Raw genomic sequence first — 22,032 nt, 5'->3', positions numbered from 1 at the left:
CCGACTCGCCAGCCAATTGTCTGGAGACGACAATGACCTCCCTCTCTTCTTCCGGTATGACCGTAGAGATATCTGCCACGCTCGAACAGCAGGCAGTCAGAAAAGCCGCGTGGCGCTTCATTCCGCTTCTCGCCCTCGCGTACTTCTTCAACTATCTGGACCGCACGAGCGTCGGCTTTGCGGCGCTCACCATGAACCGCGATCTCGGCCTGAGCGCGACGCAGTTCGGCTGGGGCGCCGGCATCATGTTCGCCGGGTATTGCCTGTGCGAAGTGCCGAGCAATCTCGCGCTGTATCGCTTCGGCGCGCGCCGCTGGCTCGCCCGCATCATGATCACGTGGGGTTTGATGGCCGCCGCCACGGCGCTTGCAGTCGGGCCGACCAGCTTCTACGCGATCCGGCTACTGCTCGGGATCGGCGAGGCAGGCTTCTTTCCCGGCGTGATCTTCTTTCTCGCGGTGTGGTTTCCGCCCAGTTACCGGACACGGGTGCTCGCGTGGTTCACGGTCTCGACGCCGCTCTCGTCGCTCGTCGGCGGTCCGCTCTCGTCATGGCTGCTGCACATGGACGGCGTACTCGGGCTCGCCGGCTGGAAGTGGATGTTCATTGTCGAAGGCCTTCCGGCATGTCTGCTCGGTTATCTGGTGTTGAAGCTCCTCGCGGATAAACCCGCCGATGCGCAATGGCTGTCCACCGACGAACGCTTCGCACTACAAACGGCCTTCGACCGGGAAGGCTCGTCGGCGCAGAAAAAGAAGGACTTTCGCGCCGCGCTGAAAGATGCCCGCGTCTACATGCTCGCCATGATTTCGTTTGGCTTCACGATGGGCTCGTACGGCATCGGCATCAGGCTTCCCCAGATGCTCAAGGCGCACGGCATGAGCGTCACGCAGACCGGCTGGATTTCCGCCGTGCCCTACTTCTTCGCGACCATTGCGCTGCTGTGGTGGGCCAAGCGTGTGGACAGCCGCGGCGGCCACGTTGCGAACCTCGCGGCGGGCCTCTTCATCGGCGCGCTCGCGCTCGCCGTGTCGACCTACTTCCATCAGCTCTTGCCGGCGATGGTCGGCATCACGCTCGCGCTGATCGGCACCATTGCCGGGCGGACCATCTTCTACACGCTGCCCGCCCGCTTCCTGTCCGGCGAGGCGGCCGCCGGCGGGCTCGCGGTCATCAACTCCATCGGCGCGCTGGGCGGATTTGCGGGACCGTACCTCGTCGGCTACCTGAAGGACAGCTTCGGCACCTTCACCGCGGGCATGTTCGGTCTTGCCGTGGTGCTCGGCATCACCACGTTACTTACGCTTTCCCTGTATTTTTTCAATCGAGGTGAACGATGAGCACCCCGCTTCGCTCGCCGATGCGCAGACGGATCGTTCGCGCCGCGGCCGCAACACTCGCCATGCCGACCCTCGCCCCGACGCAGGCATTCGCAAAGGAAGAGACGCGCGCCATGAAGCCGACCAGCAACTACCTGCCCATTCGCTCCGACTGGCTCGCCTCCGGCACGGAAGCGGCTCTCGAACCGCAGATGCCGATCATCGACGCGCATCATCACTTTTACGACCGCCCGGGCTGGACCTACTTGCTCGACGAATACCTCGCCGATGCACAATCGGGGCATAACATTACGGCGTCCGTGTACATGCAGGCGCTCACTCATTACCGGGAGTCGGGGCCGGACGAGTTGCGGCCCGTGGGTGAGACTGCCTATGTCACGCGCGCGACGGCCTCCTCGCAGACGGGCAAGCCGCGTGTCGCGCAAGGCATTGTCGGCTACGCGGACATGCGTCGCGGCGCGGCAGTGCGCGAGGTGCTCGAAGCGCATCTCGAGGCCGCGGACGGCCGCTTTCGCGGGGTCCGTCATCTCGTCACGTGGGACGCGGACCCGACTCTCGTCAACCCGCTTTCGGCCGCGCCGCGCGGGCTGCTCCTGGATCGCAACTACCGCGCAGGCGTGGCGCAGCTCGGGCCACTAGGCCTTTCCTACGATGCGTGGCTCTTTTTTCCTCAGCTCCCCGAACTGTTCGATCTTGCCAAGGCCTACCCCGACACGCCGGTCATCATCAATCATTGCGGCGGCATTGTGCGGATTGCGAGTTACGAGGACCGGCGCAAGGAGGTGTTCGACAGCTGGTCGCAGTCCATGCGCGAGCTTGCGCAGTTGCCGAATGTCTACGTGAAGGTCGGCGGCCTCGGCATGCGGATCAACGGATTCGATTTCGAAAAGGGCGACTTGCCGCCGTCATCGGAGCAGTTGGCACAAGCGTGGAAACCCTGGATGCACACTTGCATCGAAACGTTCGGCGCCGAGCGCTGCATGTTTGAAAGCAACTTTCCTGTCGATAAGGGTTCCTATCCTTTCAGCAACGGCTGGAATGCATTCAAGCGCCTGACCGCCCAGGCAAGCCCGGGAGAACGCGAAGCACTGTTCCGCGGGACGGTTGCAAAAGTCTACCGCCTCGCATAGTTCACGCGAGATTTCCATGCTTGCCGCGAGGGACACCGGGGCATTCGTCACCGGCCGGCGCCCTTGCGGCAGCCGCCTCTTTCACTCTTCCGGTTTGCCGCCAATCGTGTTGCCTTGCCTCCACGCGCGTTTTCCCGCCTCCGACAATTCGCCGCAGCTATGGCTTTCATCGGGCATGGTGCCCGGCACGGCCATCTCGCCGCCTGGTTGCTCCTGCGCGGCGACGGGCTTGCCCTTACGCACGGCGACGCGCTCGTCGTGGGACTTGCCTGCGTAGTTTTCCATTTGGTCTCTCCAAAGCCGGTTGTCGCGCAACGCGCGTTCCCGACGGCAGGCTCGCCGATCTCCGCCGGCCCGGAAAAGCGGGTCACACCCGCGATGACGGCGATGAAGACGCGAGCCACAACACCGCGGCCGACCCGTATCCCTGATAATCTGAGCGTCCTGGCCCGCGGCGCGACACTCTCGCGCGCGCCGCATTGCCGTCCACCGAAAAACGATGCCGCCCCTGTTTCGCCGCTTACTGCTGCTTTACCATGCGCTGCGCTACGGCGCGCGCCTGATCTGGCTCGCCGCGCCGCCCGAGTGCAAGCTCCACTGGATGATCGAACTGGTCGGCCGCGTGCATGCGTCGGCGGACAGCGCGCGCAGCGTGCACGGCCTGCTGCCGGCGCTCGGACCGCTGGCCGGCCGCTTCGCGACCACGCTCGTCGAGCATCCGGAATTGGCGAACGCGACGTTGCACGACGCCATCGACGCAATCGATCACCTCGAAGCGCCGCTGCCGCCGCGCGAGTCCGAGGAAGCGTTGGCGCGCGCGTTCGGCCGCCCGCTCGCCACGCTGTTCAGCGCGGTGGACCCGGTCCCGGTGCAAAGCGGTTTCGCCGAACAGACGCATTTCGCGCGGCTCATCGCGCCGATCAACGGTCATCGCGAGGTGGCGATCAAGCTGCTGCGCGCCGGCCAGCTGCAGCAGATCGGCGACGAACTCGCGCTATTGCGCTGGGTCGCGCGCTGGCTCGAAAAGCTGTCGGGCACGGCGCGCCGTCTGCGGCTGCGCTCGCTCGCCCAAACCTTTACCGACGACCTCCTGCGCCGCTTCGATCTGCGCGCCGAAGCGGCCAACCTGAGCCAGACCGGCCACCATTTCGAAGGCGACTCGCGCCTCGTCGTGCCGGACGTGATCTGGGACCTGTGCACGAACCATGCGTTGACCGTGCAGCGCATCACCACCTTGCCGGCAAGCGACCTGAGCGGCCTGCGTGCACATCACGTGAAACTGGCGCCGCTCGCCGCGCATATTGTCGAAGTGGTGACCGAACAGGCCTTCGAGCATGGCTTCTTCCATGCCACGCTCGACGCGCGGCGCGTACGCGTGAGCATCGATCCGGATTCCCTCGGGCGTCTCGTGCTGGCCGAGTTCTCCATCATGTCGAGCCTGTCGACCGGCGAGCGCGAGTTCTTCGTGCACGGCGCGACCGCGCTGTTCGAGCAGGACTACGGCCGCCTCGCGCAATTGCATAAAGACGCCGGGCACGTGCCGCACGACACCCGCGCCGAGCTGCTCGAAGCGGAATTGCGCACGCGTGCGGAAGCGCACTTCGCCGCGGCCCCGCAAGACCGCTCGGCGGGCTCGCTGTTCCACCATCTGCTGTACGCGGTGCACCCCTTCGACGGCGCGGTGGCGAGCAGCCTTGCCACCGCGCAGCGCTCCCTCGAGCAGGCGGAGATGCTGGCGCGCGCGCTCCATCCGGGTGTCGACACATGGAATATTGCGCGGCGCGTCCTCGGGGATATCGCGCGGCGCGACATCGATCATCGCGGCTGGTTCAAGCGCATTTCGCGCGAGCTGCCGCATCTTGCGCACATGCTGCCGCGGGTGCCGCAACTGGCGGTGCGCTACTTGCAACACGAGCACGATCGCGCGCGCACGCCGGGGCAGAACGCGCAACTGCTTGCCGAACTCGGCCGCGAATATCGACGCACGCGCGCGCTGTTGTGGGCATGCGTGCTCTGCGGCGGAATGGTCGGCGCGGGCACGGTGTTGCTGATGCGCTGAACGGCTGACGCAATGCGGCGGCGTGTGCAGTCCGCCAAGCAGTCTGTCAAGCAGTCTGTCGATCAGTCCGCCGTGTCGGACCCCGCCGGCACCTTCGCATGCGCCTTCGCACCCGGCGCCGGTGCCCACGCGGGACGAGCGCTGCGCTCAGAATCCACCACGACGATGTAGCGGCCTGCCCACGGCACGATTTCCCGATCGCTCTTCAACACCCACAGCGATCTGCCTGAATCGACGAGCGCCGCATATTCCGCGTCGAGAATGCCGTAGTGATCCAGAAACGTGTTCAGCGACGCGGGAATCCGTACGCAGCCTTTCGAATGACGCACGCCGAGCAGCGGCTCGAGGCGCTCGGGATCGGTGGCGTGCATCTGGAAGCGCATCTGCGACACGCCGCCCTTGCCCCAGCCGCGCTCGGCCTGCGCCCAGCCGAGATCGAAGATGCGCATGTCGCGCTTGCCGTAGCCGCGGATGTGGTTCTCGTTCTCCGTGCCTTCGGAGCGGAAATCCATGTTGGCGGGCGTATGTTCGAAGACGCCGAGCGGCGTCACGAAATGATCGAACTCGCCGGGCCGGCCGGTGGACACGGGCGACGCGCCGATCATCCGCCACGCGTCGGCGGGCGTCGCGCGAAAGTAGATGAGGAGCGCCTGCACGTTGGCGTTGCGGTCGACCATCACGACGTATTCACCCGACAGCTGGCCGAGCGCGTGCTCGCGCAACGCCGCCTGGAGACGGCCGGCGTACGCCCTCTGCTCGCCGGCCGGCACGTTGAGCCGGCGGGTGACCTGCCGCACGAACACATCGTGCAGCGCCAGCGCGCGGCGCGGGTCCACGACGCCGGCCGCGTCGGGTGCGGCGACCGTGAGCCTGCCGGACGAGCCGACGGACGGAGCAGCGCCGGAAGAAGCCGCCCCGCTCGCCGCCGCGGGGGAAGTGACGGCGAGACTCGCGCAAGCCGGCACAACGAGCGCGGCGAAGCAAAGGAAACGCGCGAGCGCTGAAGCCGGTGCGCGCGCGAGGAGGCGCAACGCATCCACGCCTGCGCAAGGCTGGCGCGGCCGTCGCAATGCGCATTGCATAAGGAAGCTCATTCGCCGCGCGATTCGTGTGGAAGCCAGGCAGTTCAATACAGGCGGGCGAGGCCGCTCGAAGTCGTTCATCGCGGGTTCGCACTGATGTGATTATTATGGGCTGCTCGCAGGTCGATGCGGCGCTCGGAACCGGAGATGTTACGCAGCGCATGGCGATCTGTCGATTGCGCTCAGGCGGGTCCGCTACGTGCTCACGTGGCGGCAGACCTGTGTCAGATACTGCATCCGCGATGCAAGGAGCAACAGCACCATGAAGCAGACCGATCCGACCGCGCTTCAGGCAGACATCGCAGCGGAAATGCATCTCACCGCCGGGTTCGACGCCCACTCGGAGATCGAGCGTCGAGTGTCTTTTCTCGCGAACTACCTGCGTGGCAATGGCCTGACGAGCTACGTGCTCGGCATCAGCGGCGGGGTGGATTCGACGACGGCCGGGCGGCTCGCCCAACTGGCCGTCGAGCGTCTGCGCGGCGAACGCTACGATGCCCGCTTCATCGCGATACGCCTGCCGCACGGCGCGCAGAAAGACGAGGCGGACGCGCAGCAGGCGCTCGCCTTCATTCGCGCGGACGAGACGCTGACCATCGACATCAAGCCGGCCGCCGACGCCATGCTCGCGTCGCTGCACCAAAGCGGCCTGCCGTTTGCCGACGACGCGCAGGAAGACTTCGTGCACGGCAATATCAAAGCGCGGCAAAGAATGATCGCGCAGTACGCCGTGGCCAGCACGCGCACGGGCGTCGTGATCGGCACGGACCACGCCGCCGAATCGCTGATGGGCTTTTTTACCAAGTTCGGCGACGGCGGCGCCGACGTGCTGCCGCTCGCTGGACTCAACAAGCGCCGCGTGCGCGCGGTCGCGAAGGCGCTAGGCGCGTCCGACGCGCTCGCCTACAAGGTGCCGACAGCGGACCTCGAAGCGTTGCGTCCGCAACGACCGGACGAAGATGCCTACGGCGTTCCGTACGAGACGATCGACGACTTTCTCGAAGGCAAGCCGGTCAGCGACGAGGCGCGCACTATCATCTTGCGTTTCTATCATGCGACGCGGCATAAACGGGCGCTGCCGTACACGCCGTTCGACTGGCCGCAGCCGGCAGCGGGGGAATGAGGCGTTGGGCTTGGGGCTTGGGGCTTGGGGCTTGGGGCTTGGGGCTTGGGGCTTGGGGCTTGGGGCTTGGGGCTTGGGGCTTGGGGCTTGGGGCGTTGGGGCGTTGGGGCTTCGGACCTCTCGGCTGCTGAGCGCCGGGCCCCCGCCCTCGGCCCCGATAGTGGCGCCTAGTGAGCCGGCGGCGGGTCGTCGGTGAACAGATCGGCGCTTGCCTCCAGCGCCACGCCGCCTAGGTGCTTGCCGTGAATCTGCCGCGCGATGACTTCGCCGACATACGGCACTTGCGCGTCCAGTTCCACAGTCGCGTAGGCGCCGGGCTTGCCGGCGTCGATCACTTCGACGTTGCGCGCGTAATGCCCGAGCTCGCGCATAAGGAACTCGCGCACCTCCTGCTCGCTGCACGACGGGGCGATGTTGCGCACGATCAGGTTCATGCGGCCTACCCTCGACGGCTGCCGCGCCTGTCGGCGCGCACGCGCGCGGGGCGCAATCCCGCGCGCTCTTTAGCCCGTGCGACCGCCAGTTCGCGGATGAATGCGGCGCCCGCCGCGCCGAGCGCGGCCAATGACAGGTAGAAAGCAATCATTTGGAATCTCCGTATTTCGGTGGGCCCGCCCGCGCCCTGCGCGAGGGTAGTCACCGGCAATCGTACATGCGATGCGACGCGGCGTCAGAACGGCAAACATGCATTCGAGGAGGATCACTGCACTGTACCCGAACCACGCGATGTCCGTTCGTCAGCGAGGCTCCCTGCCGGCCGATGCTGTCTGAGCGCTGCGGCGCCGCCGACTCGTTACACGCGGAGTCCGGCCGCAAGAAGCGGGCCTCGCGGCGCGCCGCCGTTCGTTGCACTCATGCCGTCGATGGAAAAACCGGACACAGCGGGCGAGCGTCAGTCGGCGTCCTGTACATTGGCCGCGCTGACCCACCACGCGTTCTTGCCCTGCGGCAATTCGACCAGGACCGCGGAGGGATCGTCCACGCCGTCGTCAGCGACTTCGCACACTGCGAGTCCGTCCGGCAGGTGTTTCACTTCGCCTGCGGACTGGAAAAGCGCGATGCGTTGTGCATTGAGCGGACGCAACTGGCGATACACGTCGAAGCTGATGGCGGCGGGCACGTCGCCGCGGATCCGCAGCGCTTCGGCCGTGCCGCAATGGGCGGACTCGGCGGCGAAGACAGGCACGCTGCCGGCTGCGCCCGCCAACGTCAGCGCGGCCAGAGTCGCGGCGGCAAGAGATGAATGGGACATGGTAATTCTCCGGGGAATGAGTGTGGTCGGCAATTGAACGCGGACGCGCGTTGCTGGAGCGTGAGAGCGCCGGAGCCAGTCGGCTCACGGCTCGGGACAGCACATTCACAGCCGCGCCGCGACCTTACGGAGACGTACTGCGCTCCGCTCGACGCCGGTTCTCCGCGCCGGTCGCGACGTCCAGCCGGCTGATGTCGCAGGACGCCTGGCTGAATCCCGAATAGACCACAGACCAGTCGCCGACGATCGCCGCCTGCGCTTCAGCGAGGCTCAGCTTGCCTTCGCAGACGCAGCGCTTGAGCATGACCGCCGCGCGCGCCTTGCGCCGCTCGCCCTGGCGTCCCGCCCAAGGCAGAAGGCCGAGGTTGGACGGCGCATCCGGCGAACCGCCGAGCACCACCGGCACCCGCCGATCGAGCGCGAAGTCCGCGCCGTCGTCGGCGTCGATGCCGCGCTCGGCGAGCATGCGGTCCCTATGCGCCATGAGTTCATCGAACGGCGGCGCCACCGCGCTCGCATAGCCCGGCCGGCATATCGTCTCGCGGATCGATTGCTGGGTCACGCGCTCGTCGAGCATGCCCGCGTGCTGTGCGTGCGCCGCGCAGACGTGCAACGCCGCGAGCGCGCTCAAACCCAGCAGAAGCGAAACATGCGCGCGCCGTAGCCTCACCGCCGGTGAATAGGGTCGAAAGATACTGCCGCTGTGGTCGCCGGAACAGCCGTTGCGACGCCTGTCTGCAATGCCTGCGTTCATTCGTCGGCGCGCCTCTCAAGGCGCGCAGTAGTTCAATTCGCAAGACAATTAAAACATATCCACGAGGCATGCGTAAAAAAAGCCCGGTTAAGCGCAGCTTCGGCGTGCGTCTTAACGGGCTTTCCACGAACTCCACGGCGACCCGCTGCCGCCGTGGATACCTGCCCTGCCCGCTAATGCGCGACCCGCGCCTGAAGCGCCCGAATCCGGCCAAGCGCTTCGGTGTTGGCCACCGCCGAGTCGTACATGTTCGCGAGATCGGCCTTCAGCGCCGTGCGCGACGCGCCGTCCAGATAAACCATGTGGCCCGACGGATAAAAGCGCGCCGACAGATTCTGCCGAACCTGCTGACTGAGCAGCGGCATCTGCTGCAAGTCGAGCACGGTCTGATAGAACGGCGTGACGAAATCGTAAAAGCCGTTTGCCGACAGCACCTTCAGATCGGGATTGAGCGCCATGACCGCGGCCAGGTCGCCGGCCGTATAAAGGATCACGTTGCCCTTGTCGTCCACGCCCTTCTGCGCGCCTGTCGGGTCGATGTGGCTGAAGTCCCAGAACTGGAACGCCTGATCGTTGAGGTCCGTGAAGGCCGAGTTCGACGTGTACTTCAGCTGCTCGTTCAGGTAGACGTTCCACATGGTCGTGTAGACGCCCGACACCGCGGTCATGGTCGGATCGTTGCCGCCCGAGTTCGGGTCGATCTTGCCGGCAATGCCGGTGCCGATGGCGGTGACGCGGCCGTCATACGCGCCGAGCACGAGACCTTGCGACTTCAGCAGCGTGGTCAGAAAGAGCGAGTTGCCTCGGCTGTCGTACGACGCAATGTCGAGGCTCCACGCAAGCAAGGTCGTCTTGTCGATGCCGGTGTATTCCGAGAGCTTTTCGACCGTCGCCGAATCCGTGGTTGGAAATTTGCGCAGCGCCGCAAGATAGTCCGTGCGCGCGAACTGGGCGACTTCTTCGACGAACGCGCCGAGATCCGTCGGCCGGGGCGCGACACCGAGCTTCTTGTGATACCACGCGTCGGCGGCGGCCGTGGGCAATGCGCCGACGGGATTGCCAGCCTGCGTATAGTCGAGAATCGACGACTGCAGCGTGATGCCGTTCAGGTCGACGCCGCCTTCGTGCAGCCGGTATGCGACGACGCAGCTGCGCGCCGTGCCGTACGACTCGCCGAACAGATACTTGGGCGAATTCCAGCGGTTGTTCTTCGTCAGAAAACGCTTGATGAACTGCGCAATGGAATCGGCGTCCTGATCGACGCCCCAGAAGTCGCGGTTCTTCTTCGGCGCGATCGCCGCCGAATAGCCGGTGCCGACCGGATTGATGAAAATCAGGTCGCTCCGGTCGAGCAGGCTGTCCGGATTGTCCTCGATCGTGTAGGGCGCGGGCGGCGTGAAGTTCGGCATCGACGTCTTGATGCGGCGCGGCCCGAACGAGCCGAGCAGCACGAACACCGCCGAAGAACCCGGCCCGCCGTTATAGAAGAACGTGAGCGGCCGGGTTTCCTCTTTCTGGTTGTCCTGCGTGAAGGCGACGTAGAACATGCGCGCCGCCGGCTCCGAACTGCTCGGGTCGACGATCACCAGATGGCCGACCGTCGCGGTGTAATCGATCTTCTTGCCGCCTATCGTGACCGAGTGATGCGTGATCGCCGCGCTCTCGTCGGTCGCGGTGACGGAATCGTCCGGCCCGTTACCGTAGGCGACCGGATCGAAGAAAGGTTGATCGGCCGCCTTGCGCTTGCCGTGAGGCGCGGCGGGTTTCGCGGAAGCTTCTGAATTGTGCGGCGACTGCGGACTAACGGACGCTGGCTCTGTGCTTGTCATGATCGCTCCATGGGTACGTTCACGTCTTGTGCCGGTACTGCAAGGGGTTGCCGGGCTGGTTGCCGACCTCCTTGCCGACCCTCCTGCCGACTATAGTGCGGCGGCCACCTTCTGACCATTGGGACTGCCGAGTCCCGTGCAGGCATCCCAGCCCGCGGATGCCGCGAAACTGCCGTTGTTGCCCTGCGTGATGTCGTTGCACGCGCCCGCCGCCTTGTACAGCTTCGGATTCACGAAGCCCGCGCTCGCGCCTCGGGCCGCGTTGATGCGGGCGATCAACCCTGCCCACAGCGGCGCGACGGCGCTCGTGCCGCCCACCACCGTTTGCGTGCCCGCGACGAGCACCGTGTAGCCCGTGAGCGGCGAAGCGTCGCCGGCGACATCCGGCACGCCGCGCTTCGCGAGCGGCTTTTTGCCGCCCGCCGACGACACCACCGAGAGGCCATCCTGCCACGCGGGCAGCGCAAACGCGGCGCTGACGCCACCGCCGCCCGCGCCGCCTTGCGGCCCGTCGTTCCAGACCACCTCGTGCGTGATCGCGCTGCCCGACGCGCTCAGGCTCGTGCCGCCGCACGCGAGCACATAGGGACTCGACGCCGGAAAATCCACGTGATTGCCGCCGCCGGCGCCGTCGCTCGACCCGCTGTCGCCCGACGCCGCGCACACCGTCACGCCGAGCGCCGCCGCGCTTTGCAGCACGCTGTTGAACGCCGCCAGCGACTGGCTCGTCCAGATCGACTCCGGACCGCCCCAGCTGATGGAAATCACCGACGGTTTGTTGACCGTATCGTGCACCGCGCGGCTCACCGCGTCGATAAAACCGGCATCGCTGTTCGGCGCGAAATACACCGCAATCGTGGCGCCCGGCACGATTGCGCCGACAATCTCGATGTCGAGCGTGACTTCGCCGTCGGGCCCGTTGGGATCGCCGGTCGGTTCGTTGCGCGCCTGATCGACGCTCACGGACTTGACCGTGGGCGCGGGCACGCCGAGGCTCGCGAAATAGGATTTGAGATCCGCCGGATCGTAGCCGCCGCCCAGCTCGATAATGCCGACGCACTGCCCGCCGCCGTCGCCTTGCGGAAACTGGTAGAGCGAGGCCAGTTCCAGCGGCGTGAACGAAGCCTGGTGCGTTCGGGCGGCGCTAAACGGCGGCCGGATGCGAAAGTGCGGCCGCGCCTGAGGGCGGTTGTCGAGCCCGAGCACCGCCTCGACAACGCCATGCAGATCGTCCGGCACGTTGACCGCGCCGGTACGGCCGCGGAATTCCCCGGCCGTATGGTGCTCATATTTGTCGAGCCGGACTTCGAATGCGCTCTGGAATTGCGCGACGGTGCCGGACAGCAACACCGAGCGCGCGGCCGCGTCCTCACGCACCACCGTCAGTCCATGCGCGGCGGCAAATGCCTTGACTTTGGCGATGTCGCCGGGCGCGGCGCCATAGTCTTTGGCCAATGCCTCGCGCGACAGCGGTTGCACGTTGGGGTCGCCGGCCTCGATGCGGCTCATGAGCGCGTCGAACTGCGCCTGCTGCTGGCGGCGCAGCATGACGAAAACCTCGATCTTCTCCGCGGGATCGCAGGCTCCGATCAATTTCGAACCTTGTTCTACCGTTCGCTCGCTTCCGGGCAGCGGGTGCTTGGTGGCCATGTATCGGTTCTCCTCCTGGCATGACGGCGCCGGCTGCGACGCGGAGCGGCGCGGGCGCCCCATCCACTCGCTGACCGACGACAGCTATTACAAGGTGCTGCGCGCACGACTGCGCAAACCTTCGGACCCATGCATTCGACCACAGTTCCGGCATGCGCGGCAGTCGGCCGAATGGCTAATGCGGCGGCCGTCTCATGCACAGTCCGCAGCGCTCCGCTATGATGCTGCAGCGGCCATTGCGCCGTTACATTGCCTCGCGCGCGTCGTGCGCGCACGATCGAAGAATCCGAGGAACCCCATGTCAATTTCGATGTATCAAGCATCACTGCCCGTGCTGATCCGCGGCCTCGCCAATCTGCAAGCCATCCTCGGGAAGGCTCAGGCGCACGCCGCCGCGAAGCAGATCGAACCGTCGGTCTTCACGAACGCCCGCCTCGCGCCGGACATGTTGCCGCTCGTGCGTCAGGTGTATATCGCGAGCGATACCGCGAAGGGCTGCGCCGCGCGGCTGGCGGGCGTGGAAGCGCCCAAATACGAAGACGTCGAGCAGACCTTCGACGAGCTGCATGCCCGCCTTCAAAAGACGATCGACTATCTGAAGGAATTCAGCCCGCAGCAGATCGACGGATCCGAGGAACGCGCGATCACGCTGAAAATGCGCACCGGCCCGATCGAGTTCACGGGCCAGTCGTATCTGCTCGGTTTCGTGCTGCCGAACTTCTTCTTCCACGTGACCACGGCGTACGACATCTTGCGCCATAACGGGGTGGAACTCGGCAAGCTCGACTATCTCGGCGGGCTCAAGTAAGCGCAGCCGTCACACGCGCGGCTGGAAGGCGATGATCGCCATGCCGGCCAGCGTCACCGCGACGCCGGCCGCGTCCCAGAGCGTCGGGCGCACCTTGTCGACGCACCACAGCCAGGCAATCGCCACCGCCACATACACGCCGCCGTACGCCGCATACACGCGGCCGGCGGCGGTGCCGTGCAGCGTGAGCAGCCAGGCAAAGAGCGCGAGGCTGAGCGCGCCCGGCAGAAGCAGCCAGAGTGGGCCGCCCTCCTTCAGCCAGCGCCACGGCAAATAGCAGCCGAGAATTTCGGCAACGGCGGTAATCGCGTAAAGCAGCAGGGTTTTCATCGGCGATAAGTCATGTGTGTTCCTGGTGTGGCCGCGCGCGACGGCGCGCGCGCAGGCCGGCGCGCTATCGCCCTTATTAACACAATCACCTGGCGCACGAGTCGAGGCTGTGCGACAGTCGCGGCACGTCTCACCCGTTCACGACCCCTTTGCCCGACATGAGCACTGCATCGCCCTGCATCGACATCTGCAAATTCGACAGCGAAACCGGCTACTGCATCGGCTGCCTGCGCACGCGCGACGAATGCAAAAGCTGGAAGAAGATGAAAGACAAGCACCGCAAAAAAATTATCGACGACCGCTCGCGCCGCGAGCGCAAGCTGAACCAATAGCGCCGCCCCATGCTATCGGCACGGCCAGCCCGGCCACGCGCTCAATCGAGCGACAGCCGCACTGCAAAGCCGATCAGCGCCGCGGAGAAAGTCCAGCGCTGCAGCGTCTGCGCAAGCGGATGCGCGCGCACCCATTGCGCAATGCGCGCGGCGCCGACCGCATAGGCAAGGTCGAAGCACATGCCGACGGCAAGCAGCACCGAACCGAGCTCGATCATCTGCAACGAGACCGGTCCCGCCTCCGGCCGCAGGAACTGCGGCAACAGCACGGAGCAGAACAGCAGCGCCTTCGGGTTCAGCAGATTGGTCAACAAGCCTTTGACGAACGCAGCCCGCAACTGGCGCACGCCCGCGCCGAAAGCGTGCCCGGTCGAGCCGGCTTCATCGGCCGACTCAGCGCGCTTTGCGCCGGCGTCGGGCAGCGCAAACACAGGCGAACGGAAAATCTGAATGCCGACCCACGCGAGATAAACCGCGCCGCCGTAACGCACGACGTCGTAGAGCCAGGGCGCGTTGCGAAGCAGCGCGGCCGCGCCGCAAGCCGACAGCGTCACGTGGGTCGCGCGCGCCACGCCGAGCCCGCACGCGGCCGCGAACCCGCTGCGCACGCCGCGCCCGATACTCGTTTGCAGGATCAGCGCCATGTCCGGGCCGGGTATCGCGTAGACGACCAGCAGCGCGGCGATATAGACAGCGAGCAAGTGTGCGGAAATCATGTGAGCCTCCTTGTTTCAGGGCTCTATGTTGCTATCGTCGGCGGAGGGTTTGTTGGCGAATTTCCGGTCTCATGGAACCAGAAATGGAGGAATGCGCTAATATGGCCGCGTTTTCGACCGATTTTCGCCACGACACCCAAAGCGCCCGCCCATGTCAACCGACCTCGACAAGATCGACCGCGCGATTCTCGCCGCGCTCCAGAAAGACGGCCGCATGTCCAATGCGAAGCTCGCCGAACTCGTGGGCCTGAGCGAAACGCCTTGCGCGCGGCGCCTGAAGCGCCTCGAAAACGACGGCTACATCGGCCAGTACCGCGCCGTGCTCGCGCGCCCGGCGCTCGGTTTCGGCGTGGTCGCTTTCGTGCTTGTGCGCTTTGCCGTGCACGACAAGGATCTCGCCAACCGCTTCGAGCGCGAGGTGCAGGCCATCCCGCGCATCATCGCGTGTCATAACGTGTCGGGCAGCGCGGACTATATCCTGCAAGTGGTGGCGCGCGACCTCGACGACTACGGCACGTTCATGCGCGACCAGATGCGCAGCCTGCCGGGCGTGACGTCGGTGGAGTCGGCGTTATCGTTGCGCGAAGTGAAGGCCGACGGCGGCTTGCCGCTGTTGTGAGCGCGAACGTGGCATAGTCACGCCATTTCACGCGGCGCGAGCCGCATCGACGAACACGGAGTTCCCATGGACAACATCGATCACGAAAAAGCGCGCGCAGAAGAAACGGCCGCCATGGAGCGCGTCCTGACCGCGACGCAGCGGGTGAAAAGCGCCTTTGCGTCGTTGCAGTCGCAGTTCCCGCCGGCCGGCAGCGGCAAGCCCTCGCAATTCGCGCTGCAGACCTTCGACGCCGCGCTGCAGGAACTCGAAGACGCCCAGGCCGCGTTCGACGAACTGCTGGGCGAGCTGCTCGACGGCAATCGCTGAAGGCGGCGCCGGCGCCCCGCTTATCGCACGCGTTGCCGCCAGCCGCTCAGCTGGCGCGCGTTTCGATCACCGGCTCGCACAGAATCGGAAAATTGACCGAGTTTGCGATGTAGCACTTCTCGTGCGCCGCGTGATGCAGACGCCGCGCCGTTTCCACGTCGGCACCGGCCTGAACGACCACGCGCGGGCGCAGCACGATCTGCGAGAAGCGGCCCTGCTGCGGGCTGTCGCGCATGGTTCCTTCGGCGTCGTCGCGATAATCCACCACGACGATGCCCGCGTCCGAGCAAAGGTGCAGATACCATAGTTTGTGACAGGCCGACGCCGAGGCGACGAGCAGGTCTTCCGGGTTCCAACGGCTCGCGTCGCCGAGAAATGCGGCGTCGGACGAGCCGGAAATGGCCGGCTTGCTTCCCGAAGCGATCACATGATCGCGGCCGTAGTCGCGATAGCCGGAGGTGCCGCTGCCGCGATTGCCCGTCCACTGCACGGAAACCTTGTAGTTGTGCTCGCCGTATGCCATGCGCGCTTCCTGTAGTCGAATGAACCGGTGGATGGAACAACTATTTTAAGCCGCCGACCCGGGCTCAGGCGACAGACCGCGGCCGACCCGGGCCGACCCGCCGCGCACGCACGTCTGCCTAGCGCGGCACCGCGGACCTGCCGCTCAGGTTGGGCACTCGCGGGTCGGGGTTCTGATTCAGGCTCGTGCCGTTCGCGCGCATATTATTGGGCACGCGGCTTGCGCCGAGCCCGAGGCCCGTGCCGCCGGCCGGGCCGCTGCCCAGCGCGCCGCCAGGCGTCGCAAGTCCCGGCGTGGGGCTGAGCGTCGAGCCGATCGCGCCCGTGCCGCCCGCCGCGTTTCCACTCGAAGGCGCTGCGCTCAAGCCGCCATTGCCCGCGCGGTTGCCGCCTGTCTGCGCGCACGCCAATCCGCTCACGCCGGACAGACACGCCGTGATCATGACCGCCGCCGCAAGACGGCCAGTTGCGATATTCATTGCTCCACTCCGTCAGATAACGCGCTGCTCACCCGGTATGACGAGCCGGCGCGGGCTTCGTTCACGCTCGTAACAGGTTCTGTCCGCGTCGGCGCTCGCGCGGCTTGCCACCGTGGCAGGTCGTACAAATGCTTACAAACGCGCGCGGGCGGAGCGTGCACCGGACGCTTCGCGCGAGCGTTATTGCAGGCATCTACCCGCGGAGTCCGCCATGAACACGAACGTCACAACCAGCACTTCCCCGCGCAGCCGTATCCATCCGTTGATCGCCGGCGCGGCCGTCGCCGTCATCCTCGCAAGCGCGACGGGGATCGCCGCCATGACCGGCTTGTTGCCCACTTCGCATGCGGTGACCGAGCCGTCGCCCGCACCGTCGACAGTGGCCGCCCAAACCGCAAGCGGGGCGCTCAGTGCGACGCAGGCGCCGCGGGCGCAGGAAGCCGCGACGCAGGCACCGCAGCCGGCCATCGCGCAAACGGCACAACAGCCGGTCCCGCACGCAGCGCCTGTCAGGCCGCCGGTTCATCGCACGCATAGCGGCGGCACGGCCGCGCCGCGATATGCCGGCAATGACGGCTACCAGACGGCCAACGAACCCGCCGCGGCGCGGCCGGTCCCCGCGGACCCGTATAGCGGCGAAGTGGTCGCCATCAACACGGTGCAGTCGCCCGAGCCGACCACCGGTCTCGGTGCGCTCGGCGGCGCGGTTGCCGGCGGCCTGGTCGGCAACCAGATCGGCGGCGGACGCGGCAAGATCCTGACCACCATCGCGGGTGCGGTGGGCGGCGGGCTGGCAGGCAACGGCATCGAACACGCGGTACGCAAGCAGACCACCTACCAGGTTCAGGTGCGCATGCAGGACGGCAGCTACCGCAACTTCGACTATCAGACGCAACCGCCCGTGCAGATCGGCGAACGCGTGCACGTCTCGGGCGACACGCTCACGGCTTCCTGACCGTTTGACGGCTCTCGCGCGACCCGGCGTATGGACCGGCGTATGGACCGGCGTATGAACCGGGCTACCACCGGCGCGCGAGAAATGAGACTGAGCGAGCCATAGAACTGCTGCGTGCGCGTTATGATCGGTCGTCACGCCAAAAACGGCGCCCAAACGGCTGATCGCGCACGATGGAGCAAGCGTACGTCCACCTCCTGCATCTACTGGCCGGTCATCCGGAATGGATGCTCACGGTCGTGTTTCTCGCGGCCTTTCTCGAGGCGGTTGCCGTCATCGGCACGTTCATTCCCGGCAGTACCGCGATGTTCCTCGCGGGCGCGCTCACCGGCACCGGCTCGCTCGGCCTCGGCTGGGTGCTCGCGTGGGCGATAGCGGGCGCCATCGCCGGCGACGGCTTGAGCTTCTGGCTCGGCAGCCGCTACAAGAGCCGGATCGTCAGGCTCTGGCCGTTCTCCCGTCATCCCGAAGTCCTCGACGCCGGTTACCGGTTTTTCCGCAAGCACGGCGCGAAGAGCGTGGTGCTCGCGCGTTTCGTCGGGCCCTTGCGCGCGATCGTGCCGGTCGTCGCCGGCATGCTCGGCATGCCGCCCGTGCGCTTTTACGCGATGAACGTGCTGTCCGCGCTGCTGTGGGCGCCGGCGCATATCCTGCCAGGCGTCGTGTTCGGCGCGTCGGTGCTGCTCGCCGGCGCGGTGTCGTTCAGGCTCGTTGTGATTCTCGCGCTGCTCGTGGCGAGCATCTGGCTCAGCTATCGCGCAGCGGCACTCCTGCTTTCGCATGCCCACGCGTGGTCGAATGCGGCCGGCCGTCATCTCGGCAGTTGGGCGTGCCGCCACCCTGGCCCGCTTGGCCGTGCCGCGCGCAGGCTGCTCGACCCCGAAGCACCGGACGCGACGAGCATCCTCGTCGCCTCGGTGATCGTGCTCGCGTGCGGCGCACTCTTTTTCGGGATTCTCGAAGACGTGATCACGGGCGATCCCATCACGCATGTCGACCAGTCCGTCTATCGCTTCATGCAATCGGTGCGTACGCCGTGGGGCGACGCCGTGCTCGCCGGCCTCGCGACGCTCGGCAGCACCGGCACGCTCGCCGCGCTGATCGTCGCGGTCACGCTGTGGATGACGTGGGAGCGGCGCTGGCGCACCATCGGCTACTGGCTGGCGGCCGTGGTCTTTTCGCAGATGCTGATCTTCGCCCTGCAACTGGCGATGCAGCGCGCCGCGCCCAACGGGCTAATGACGCAGGCCTACGTGTTTCCGAGCAATCACGTGGCGGCCGCCGTCATCGTGTACGGCTTCCTCGCCTTTCTGCTCGCGAGGCGGGTCGGCATGCTCGAAGGGGTCTTCGTCGTCACGGTGACGACCCTCGTCGTGATCCTCGTTGCGCTCGCGGGCGTGTACTTCGGCGGTTACTGGCTGTCGGACGCGATCGGCGGCGCGGCGCTCGCCTATATGTGGGTCGCCATTGTCGCGCTCAGTGCGATCGTGCGGCACCCCGAGCCGCCGCCCGCGCGCCGCTGGATGCCGGCCATCATGCTGGGGGTCGTGCTCGCGAGCGTGGGCGTGCAATCCGGTCTCGGGATGATGGCCGCTCCGCCCGGCGCCGCCGCTGCGTTGCCGCTCGCGCACGTCACGCAGCAACAGTGGACCCATTCGGTGTGGAAGCAACTGCCCTGCTATCGCTCGGACATGGGCGGGGACCGCAAGGAGCCGCTCACGCTGCAATGGGTCTCTGACGGCGAATCGCTGCGCCGCCAACTGCGCGACGAAGGATGGCTGGAGGGCACCGATCTGTCCGCGCATAGCCTGCTCTCGCTCGCCTCGCCGGATGTGCCCGCCACCGCATTGCCCGTGTTGCCTAAGCTGAACAACGGCGTGCCCTCGTCGCTCGTTTTCATGCGGCCGGGCGGCACGCGCAACCAGCGCGACGTGCTGCGCTTCTGGCCGAGCGGCTATGCAGTCGACAACGGCACGTCCGCCATGCCGCTGTGGGTCGGCTCGATCGCACATGAACGGCTCTCGCGGGCCTCGTGGCCGCTGAACCTCGTGCGCGTCGACAGGCAGTTCTCTTCGTATGAGACCGGCGTGAAGCCAGGCGGCAACTCAGGCGTCACCGTGGTCGCGACAGAAAGCTGTCACGGAGTGCCGGTGTCGCTGCTTGCCTCCGTGGCGCAGTAACTCACGTTGCTCGAGCATCGCGCCGACAGTCTGACTGGCTCCGATCGCCTCGCCTTTGCTCGACGTTTGCGGGCTCTGCCGCGTCACTGCCTTCATAGCGCGTGCTATTGGACCGTGTAGCCCTTGCCTTGCATGCACGCGCCGTACGCACGCCAATAGGTGTTCATCGCCGATTGCTGCGAAGCCTCGGCAGCCTGCGCCTGTGCCGCGTGCTGTTGACGGCTGCGCGCCCCGCCGGCGAGCGCGCCCGCGGCCGCTCCCACTGCGGCGCCGTGACCCGCGTCATTGCCGCTCACGTCGCCGACGATCGCGCCGGCCGCCGCCCCGCGCGCCGCGCCTCTGACGCGTGCGCCGGTCGGGCCCGGTGGTGGCGCGGGCGTCTGCGCGACGACAGCCGGATCGATGCCGGTGCTCTGCTTCGCCCAGGCGTAACACGCACCGTCATCCGACAGTTGCTGCTGTTGGCTTTGTCCATGTGCGGGATAGGTTGCCGGTTTTTGAGCGTAAGCAAGCACGCTCGCGCTTGCCAGGACCACTGCGGCGAATCGCTTCATTTGATGCCTTTATTCAGTAAAGCTGATCTTTTGGATATTGCTGCCTAAGCACTATCTAAGCACTATCTAAGCACTATCTAAGCACTATCTAAGCACTATCTAAGCGCCACCCAAGCGCTGCCTGCGCAGCCAATACGCCACGCATACTACTTAACAGGTTTGCCGCAACGGAGCCCCATACAACTAAACGCGAACAGCTTTACTTAACACCGCGGACATCGATTCCTGCGCTACGATGCGGGTCATCAAGCCCCTCTCGCCTTGAAGATAGGAAAGCTCATGGCCAAAAGCAAGACGATGATTAGGTATACATACGTTTTTTCCAAACACTATTTGATCGCCCTAAAGTCATTTTTTGGGACGTTGTCTTAGGTGATCTTTTCGCCGACTTCAACCCGAATTTGTTCTATTCAGGCATTGCAATTCCGCATGAAAAAGAGCTAATAATCTCGCCATTGAAGGGGATAGAGGTTCCAATAAAAGCCCGACCCAGCGCCTCCAGATATTCCGTTCGGACACGCGTCATTTCGTAGTCCGATGTTTATCATGCCGCGCCCCCCGGGCCACGCACCACGCTCATGCGGGCGCGCAACGAGGGTTGGCGCCCGCCCTCACCCCTACGAGACATGCAACTTCGACACACGGAGATTTCATCGTGAAACGCTCAGGCGCAAACCAGAGGGCAACGCTTATTGCGCTTGCCGTGCTGGCCGGCTTGCCGGCCGTGCTCGATGCCGCGAGTCCCGCGGCTCAGGCACAGACCGCCGCCAGGATATCCAATCAGCAGCTGGATTCGTTAAGCGCGCCTATCGCGCTCTATCCCGACGCGCTGCTCGCGCAGGTGCTGATGGCCTCAACCTTTCCGCAGGACATCGCAGCCGCCGCGGCGTGGTCGCGCGCCCATCCGAACACGAAAGGCGACGACGCGGTGAGAGCGGTCGCAGGCGAATCGTGGGACCCGAGCGTGCAGTCGCTGGTGGCGTTTCCGCAGGTGCTCGCCACCGTGGCGTCCAAGCCCGACTGGGTCGCGCAACTCGGCAATGCCTTTCTCGCGCAGCCAAACGACGTGATGGACTCGGTCCAGCGTTTGCGCAGACAGGCGCAGCAAACCGGCAATCTGAAGACGAGCGAGCAGCAAAAGGTCATCGTCGAAGAGAGCACCATCCAGATCGTGCCGGCCAACCCGCAGGTCGTCTATGTGCCCACATATAACCCGACGGTGGTCTACGGAACGTGGCCCTACCCCGCCTATCCGCCGGTCTATGTGCCGCCGCCTCCGGGCTATGCGGCCGCGAGCGGACTCGCCGCCGGCCTCGCGTTCGGCGTTGGCGTGGCCATCACCAGCGCGCTGTGGAGCGACGTCAACTGGAACAACCACAGCGTCAACATCAATGTGAACCGGTACAACAACATCAACGTGAACCGGCGCCTCGACGTGAACAGCAACACGGCACGATGGAACCGCGACACGACGTTCAACCGCAACGCATCCGCCAATCTGGGCAGTGCGCAGCGCGACGCGTACCGCGGGCGTGACGTCTCGGCCTCTCGTGCGCAGGCACAGCAGGCGTTGCAGAGCCGCACTGGCCAGAATCTGGGCGGCAACGCTAGCGAGCGCCTGCAAAGCATTCAGCACGGCGGCACGAACGGTGGAAACGTTCGGGCGAGCGCGCAAAACCTGAATCGCGACAACGCGCTGCGCGGCGCCGGCAACGGCGCAGCCGCGCGGCAGGACATTCAGCGCGGGCAGGCGAGCCGCGAGGCGCAGGGTAGCAGCGCGCGCAATGGCTTCAGCGCAGGCGGCGGACAGGAGCGCGGGAGCTCGGGCGGAGGCGGCACTCCGGAGCGCGGGCGTTTCGGCACCAGTGGGGCACAGGAGCGCGGCGGTCTCGGCACCGGCGGCGCACAGCCACGCAACGCGCTCGGCCCAGCCGCAGCACAGCCACATGGCGGCCTCGGCGCGGGCGGCGGCGGCCAGCGCCATCTGGGCCGCCAACGTTGAACGACAT

Annotated in this window: 24 protein-coding genes; 11 read left to right on the top strand and 13 right to left on the bottom strand. The window is 66.1% G+C overall.

Annotation, left to right across the window (positions count from 1 at the left end; genetic code table 11):
* Positions 1 to 32 precede the first annotated feature (32 nt).
* Both HV711_RS06040 and HV711_RS06035 read left to right on the top strand, forming a co-directional pair.
* Positions 33 to 1,340: an MFS transporter gene (locus tag HV711_RS06040; protein ID WP_035477332.1), complete on the top strand. Its 1,308-nt coding sequence runs from the start codon at positions 33 to 35 to the stop codon at positions 1,338 to 1,340.
* A complete protein-coding gene (locus tag HV711_RS06035; RefSeq protein ID WP_035477335.1) occupies positions 1,337 to 2,470 on the top strand; it encodes an amidohydrolase family protein in 1,134 nt (377 codons plus the stop codon). The genes HV711_RS06040 and HV711_RS06035 overlap by 4 nt, the downstream gene beginning before the upstream one ends.
* Before the next feature lie 81 nt (positions 2,471 to 2,551).
* Here the strand turns inward: HV711_RS06035 and HV711_RS06030 are convergent, their stop codons facing one another.
* The gene (locus HV711_RS06030) at positions 2,552 to 2,755 is read right to left on the bottom strand and encodes a hypothetical protein (RefSeq protein WP_035477337.1); all 204 of its coding nucleotides are present in this window, start codon (positions 2,753 to 2,755) and stop codon (positions 2,552 to 2,554) included.
* Positions 2,756 to 2,969: 214 nt separating this feature from the next.
* On the opposite strand from HV711_RS06030, the gene HV711_RS06025 reads away from it, so the two are divergent.
* The gene (locus HV711_RS06025) at positions 2,970 to 4,529 is read left to right on the top strand and encodes an ABC1 kinase family protein (RefSeq protein WP_035477339.1); all 1,560 of its coding nucleotides are present in this window, start codon (positions 2,970 to 2,972) and stop codon (positions 4,527 to 4,529) included.
* Between the two features lie 62 nt (positions 4,530 to 4,591).
* Here the strand turns inward: HV711_RS06025 and HV711_RS06020 are convergent, their stop codons facing one another.
* Positions 4,592 to 5,623 (bottom strand): L,D-transpeptidase, encoded by a 1,032-nt coding sequence (locus tag HV711_RS06020; RefSeq protein ID WP_244142659.1) that lies wholly within the window; start codon positions 5,621 to 5,623, stop codon positions 4,592 to 4,594.
* A gap of 250 nt (positions 5,624 to 5,873) precedes the next feature.
* On the opposite strand from HV711_RS06020, the gene nadE reads away from it, so the two are divergent.
* Positions 5,874 to 6,734, top strand: coding sequence for an NAD(+) synthase (nadE, locus tag HV711_RS06015; protein WP_175145021.1), 861 nt, complete (start codon positions 5,874 to 5,876; stop codon positions 6,732 to 6,734).
* Between the two features lie 167 nt (positions 6,735 to 6,901).
* Here the strand turns inward: nadE and HV711_RS06010 are convergent, their stop codons facing one another.
* The 6 genes from HV711_RS06010 to HV711_RS05985 all read right to left on the bottom strand — a co-directional run bounded on the left by HV711_RS06010 (position 6,902) and on the right by HV711_RS05985 (position 12,219).
* Positions 6,902 to 7,168 carry an RNA-binding protein gene (locus HV711_RS06010; protein WP_013591950.1) on the bottom strand — a complete coding sequence of 89 codons (267 nt, stop codon included), beginning with the start codon at positions 7,166 to 7,168 and terminating at the stop codon, positions 6,902 to 6,904.
* A gap of 5 nt (positions 7,169 to 7,173) precedes the next feature.
* Positions 7,174 to 7,320, bottom strand: coding sequence for a hypothetical protein (locus tag HV711_RS06005; RefSeq protein WP_013591949.1), 147 nt, complete (start codon positions 7,318 to 7,320; stop codon positions 7,174 to 7,176).
* A gap of 306 nt (positions 7,321 to 7,626) precedes the next feature.
* Positions 7,627 to 7,986, bottom strand: coding sequence for a hypothetical protein (locus HV711_RS06000; RefSeq protein WP_013591948.1), 360 nt, complete (start codon positions 7,984 to 7,986; stop codon positions 7,627 to 7,629).
* A gap of 124 nt (positions 7,987 to 8,110) precedes the next feature.
* Positions 8,111 to 8,740 (bottom strand): hypothetical protein, encoded by a 630-nt coding sequence (locus tag HV711_RS05995; RefSeq protein WP_035478249.1) that lies wholly within the window; start codon positions 8,738 to 8,740, stop codon positions 8,111 to 8,113.
* Between the two features lie 173 nt (positions 8,741 to 8,913).
* Positions 8,914 to 10,569: a S10 family peptidase gene (locus HV711_RS05990; RefSeq protein WP_013591946.1), complete on the bottom strand. Its 1,656-nt coding sequence runs from the start codon at positions 10,567 to 10,569 to the stop codon at positions 8,914 to 8,916.
* A 90-nt stretch (positions 10,570 to 10,659) separates the two neighbouring features.
* On the bottom strand, positions 10,660 to 12,219 hold the full coding sequence (locus HV711_RS05985) for a S53 family peptidase (RefSeq protein WP_035478248.1): 1,560 nt from the start codon (positions 12,217 to 12,219) through the stop codon (positions 10,660 to 10,662).
* 298 nt (positions 12,220 to 12,517) lie between these two features.
* On the opposite strand from HV711_RS05985, the gene HV711_RS05980 reads away from it, so the two are divergent.
* Positions 12,518 to 13,027: a DUF1993 domain-containing protein gene (locus HV711_RS05980; protein ID WP_013591944.1), complete on the top strand. Its 510-nt coding sequence runs from the start codon at positions 12,518 to 12,520 to the stop codon at positions 13,025 to 13,027.
* A gap of 9 nt (positions 13,028 to 13,036) precedes the next feature.
* Here HV711_RS05980 and HV711_RS05975 read toward each other — a convergent pair whose 3' ends face one another.
* Positions 13,037 to 13,357, bottom strand: coding sequence for a YnfA family protein (locus HV711_RS05975; RefSeq protein ID WP_013591943.1), 321 nt, complete (start codon positions 13,355 to 13,357; stop codon positions 13,037 to 13,039).
* A 158-nt stretch (positions 13,358 to 13,515) separates the two neighbouring features.
* Between HV711_RS05975 and HV711_RS05970 the strand changes: the two genes are divergently transcribed.
* Positions 13,516 to 13,689, top strand: a complete 174-nt coding sequence (locus tag HV711_RS05970; RefSeq protein ID WP_035478244.1) for a DUF1289 domain-containing protein — start codon at positions 13,516 to 13,518, stop codon at positions 13,687 to 13,689.
* Between the two features lie 41 nt (positions 13,690 to 13,730).
* Here the strand turns inward: HV711_RS05970 and HV711_RS05965 are convergent, their stop codons facing one another.
* Entirely contained in the window at positions 13,731 to 14,405 is a 675-nt protein-coding gene (locus HV711_RS05965; RefSeq protein ID WP_013591942.1) for a LysE family translocator, read from the bottom strand.
* Between the two features lie 151 nt (positions 14,406 to 14,556).
* On the opposite strand from HV711_RS05965, the gene HV711_RS05960 reads away from it, so the two are divergent.
* On the top strand, positions 14,557 to 15,024 hold the full coding sequence (locus HV711_RS05960; RefSeq protein ID WP_013591941.1) for an Lrp/AsnC family transcriptional regulator: 468 nt from the start codon (positions 14,557 to 14,559) through the stop codon (positions 15,022 to 15,024).
* Between the two features lie 75 nt (positions 15,025 to 15,099).
* Entirely contained in the window at positions 15,100 to 15,333 is a 234-nt protein-coding gene (locus HV711_RS05955; protein ID WP_028360116.1) for a hypothetical protein, read from the top strand.
* Positions 15,334 to 15,379: 46 nt separating this feature from the next.
* Here the strand turns inward: HV711_RS05955 and HV711_RS05950 are convergent, their stop codons facing one another.
* Positions 15,380 to 15,856, bottom strand: coding sequence for an OsmC family protein (locus tag HV711_RS05950; RefSeq protein ID WP_028360117.1), 477 nt, complete (start codon positions 15,854 to 15,856; stop codon positions 15,380 to 15,382).
* 118 nt (positions 15,857 to 15,974) lie between these two features.
* Positions 15,975 to 16,334 (bottom strand): hypothetical protein, encoded by a 360-nt coding sequence (locus HV711_RS05945; RefSeq protein ID WP_035478242.1) that lies wholly within the window; start codon positions 16,332 to 16,334, stop codon positions 15,975 to 15,977.
* A gap of 211 nt (positions 16,335 to 16,545) precedes the next feature.
* Here HV711_RS05945 and HV711_RS05940 point away from each other — a divergent pair, with 211 nt between their 5' ends.
* Together HV711_RS05940 and HV711_RS05935 are read left to right on the top strand one after the other, a co-directional pair.
* Positions 16,546 to 17,289: a glycine zipper 2TM domain-containing protein gene (locus HV711_RS05940; protein ID WP_035478240.1), complete on the top strand. Its 744-nt coding sequence runs from the start codon at positions 16,546 to 16,548 to the stop codon at positions 17,287 to 17,289.
* 173 nt (positions 17,290 to 17,462) lie between these two features.
* Positions 17,463 to 19,469: a bifunctional DedA family/phosphatase PAP2 family protein gene (locus HV711_RS05935; protein ID WP_028360120.1), complete on the top strand. Its 2,007-nt coding sequence runs from the start codon at positions 17,463 to 17,465 to the stop codon at positions 19,467 to 19,469.
* 104 nt (positions 19,470 to 19,573) lie between these two features.
* Here HV711_RS05935 and HV711_RS05930 read toward each other — a convergent pair whose 3' ends face one another.
* A complete protein-coding gene (locus tag HV711_RS05930; RefSeq protein ID WP_013591935.1) occupies positions 19,574 to 20,023 on the bottom strand; it encodes a glycine zipper domain-containing protein in 450 nt (149 codons plus the stop codon).
* 655 nt (positions 20,024 to 20,678) lie between these two features.
* On the opposite strand from HV711_RS05930, the gene HV711_RS05925 reads away from it, so the two are divergent.
* The gene (locus HV711_RS05925; protein ID WP_028360121.1) at positions 20,679 to 22,025 is read left to right on the top strand and encodes a DUF3300 domain-containing protein; all 1,347 of its coding nucleotides are present in this window, start codon (positions 20,679 to 20,681) and stop codon (positions 22,023 to 22,025) included.
* Positions 22,026 to 22,032 lie beyond the last annotated feature (7 nt).

Origin of the sequence: Paraburkholderia phenoliruptrix, assembly GCF_902859825.1 — a bacterium.
Classification (GTDB): Bacteria; Pseudomonadota; Gammaproteobacteria; order Burkholderiales; family Burkholderiaceae; genus Paraburkholderia; species Paraburkholderia phenoliruptrix.
Note: the sequence above shows the minus strand (reverse complement) of the source record. Positions and strands in the feature narration are given on the sequence as shown.

Excerpts from the sequence above, each read along its gene's own strand:
- HV711_RS05950 (WP_028360117.1), bottom strand. The coding sequence starts at position 15,856 with ATGGCATACGGCGAGCACAACTACAAGGTTTCCGTGCAGTGGACGGGC.
- HV711_RS06040 (WP_035477332.1), top strand. The coding sequence starts at position 33 with ATGACCTCCCTCTCTTCTTCCGGTATGACCGTAGAGATATCTGCCACG.
- HV711_RS06035 (WP_035477335.1), top strand. The coding sequence starts at position 1,337 with ATGAGCACCCCGCTTCGCTCGCCGATGCGCAGACGGATCGTTCGCGCC.
- HV711_RS06000 (WP_013591948.1), bottom strand. The coding sequence starts at position 7,986 with ATGTCCCATTCATCTCTTGCCGCCGCGACTCTGGCCGCGCTGACGTTG.
- HV711_RS05935 (WP_028360120.1), top strand. The coding sequence starts at position 17,463 with ATGGAGCAAGCGTACGTCCACCTCCTGCATCTACTGGCCGGTCATCCG.
- HV711_RS05990 (WP_013591946.1), bottom strand. The coding sequence starts at position 10,569 with ATGACAAGCACAGAGCCAGCGTCCGTTAGTCCGCAGTCGCCGCACAAT.
- nadE (WP_175145021.1), top strand. The coding sequence starts at position 5,874 with ATGAAGCAGACCGATCCGACCGCGCTTCAGGCAGACATCGCAGCGGAA.
- HV711_RS05965 (WP_013591942.1), bottom strand. The coding sequence starts at position 14,405 with ATGATTTCCGCACACTTGCTCGCTGTCTATATCGCCGCGCTGCTGGTC.
- HV711_RS05945 (WP_035478242.1), bottom strand. The coding sequence starts at position 16,334 with ATGAATATCGCAACTGGCCGTCTTGCGGCGGCGGTCATGATCACGGCG.
- HV711_RS06025 (WP_035477339.1), top strand. The coding sequence starts at position 2,970 with ATGCCGCCCCTGTTTCGCCGCTTACTGCTGCTTTACCATGCGCTGCGC.
- HV711_RS05930 (WP_013591935.1), bottom strand. The coding sequence starts at position 20,023 with ATGAAGCGATTCGCCGCAGTGGTCCTGGCAAGCGCGAGCGTGCTTGCT.
- HV711_RS05940 (WP_035478240.1), top strand. The coding sequence starts at position 16,546 with ATGAACACGAACGTCACAACCAGCACTTCCCCGCGCAGCCGTATCCAT.
- HV711_RS05985 (WP_035478248.1), bottom strand. The coding sequence starts at position 12,219 with ATGGCCACCAAGCACCCGCTGCCCGGAAGCGAGCGAACGGTAGAACAA.
- HV711_RS05975 (WP_013591943.1), bottom strand. The coding sequence starts at position 13,357 with ATGAAAACCCTGCTGCTTTACGCGATTACCGCCGTTGCCGAAATTCTC.
- HV711_RS06005 (WP_013591949.1), bottom strand. The coding sequence starts at position 7,320 with ATGATTGCTTTCTACCTGTCATTGGCCGCGCTCGGCGCGGCGGGCGCC.
- HV711_RS06010 (WP_013591950.1), bottom strand. The coding sequence starts at position 7,168 with ATGAACCTGATCGTGCGCAACATCGCCCCGTCGTGCAGCGAGCAGGAG.
- HV711_RS05980 (WP_013591944.1), top strand. The coding sequence starts at position 12,518 with ATGTCAATTTCGATGTATCAAGCATCACTGCCCGTGCTGATCCGCGGC.
- HV711_RS05995 (WP_035478249.1), bottom strand. The coding sequence starts at position 8,740 with ATGAACGCAGGCATTGCAGACAGGCGTCGCAACGGCTGTTCCGGCGAC.
- HV711_RS05960 (WP_013591941.1), top strand. The coding sequence starts at position 14,557 with ATGTCAACCGACCTCGACAAGATCGACCGCGCGATTCTCGCCGCGCTC.
- HV711_RS05970 (WP_035478244.1), top strand. The coding sequence starts at position 13,516 with ATGAGCACTGCATCGCCCTGCATCGACATCTGCAAATTCGACAGCGAA.
- HV711_RS06030 (WP_035477337.1), bottom strand. The coding sequence starts at position 2,755 with ATGGAAAACTACGCAGGCAAGTCCCACGACGAGCGCGTCGCCGTGCGT.
- HV711_RS06020 (WP_244142659.1), bottom strand. The coding sequence starts at position 5,623 with ATGAGCTTCCTTATGCAATGCGCATTGCGACGGCCGCGCCAGCCTTGC.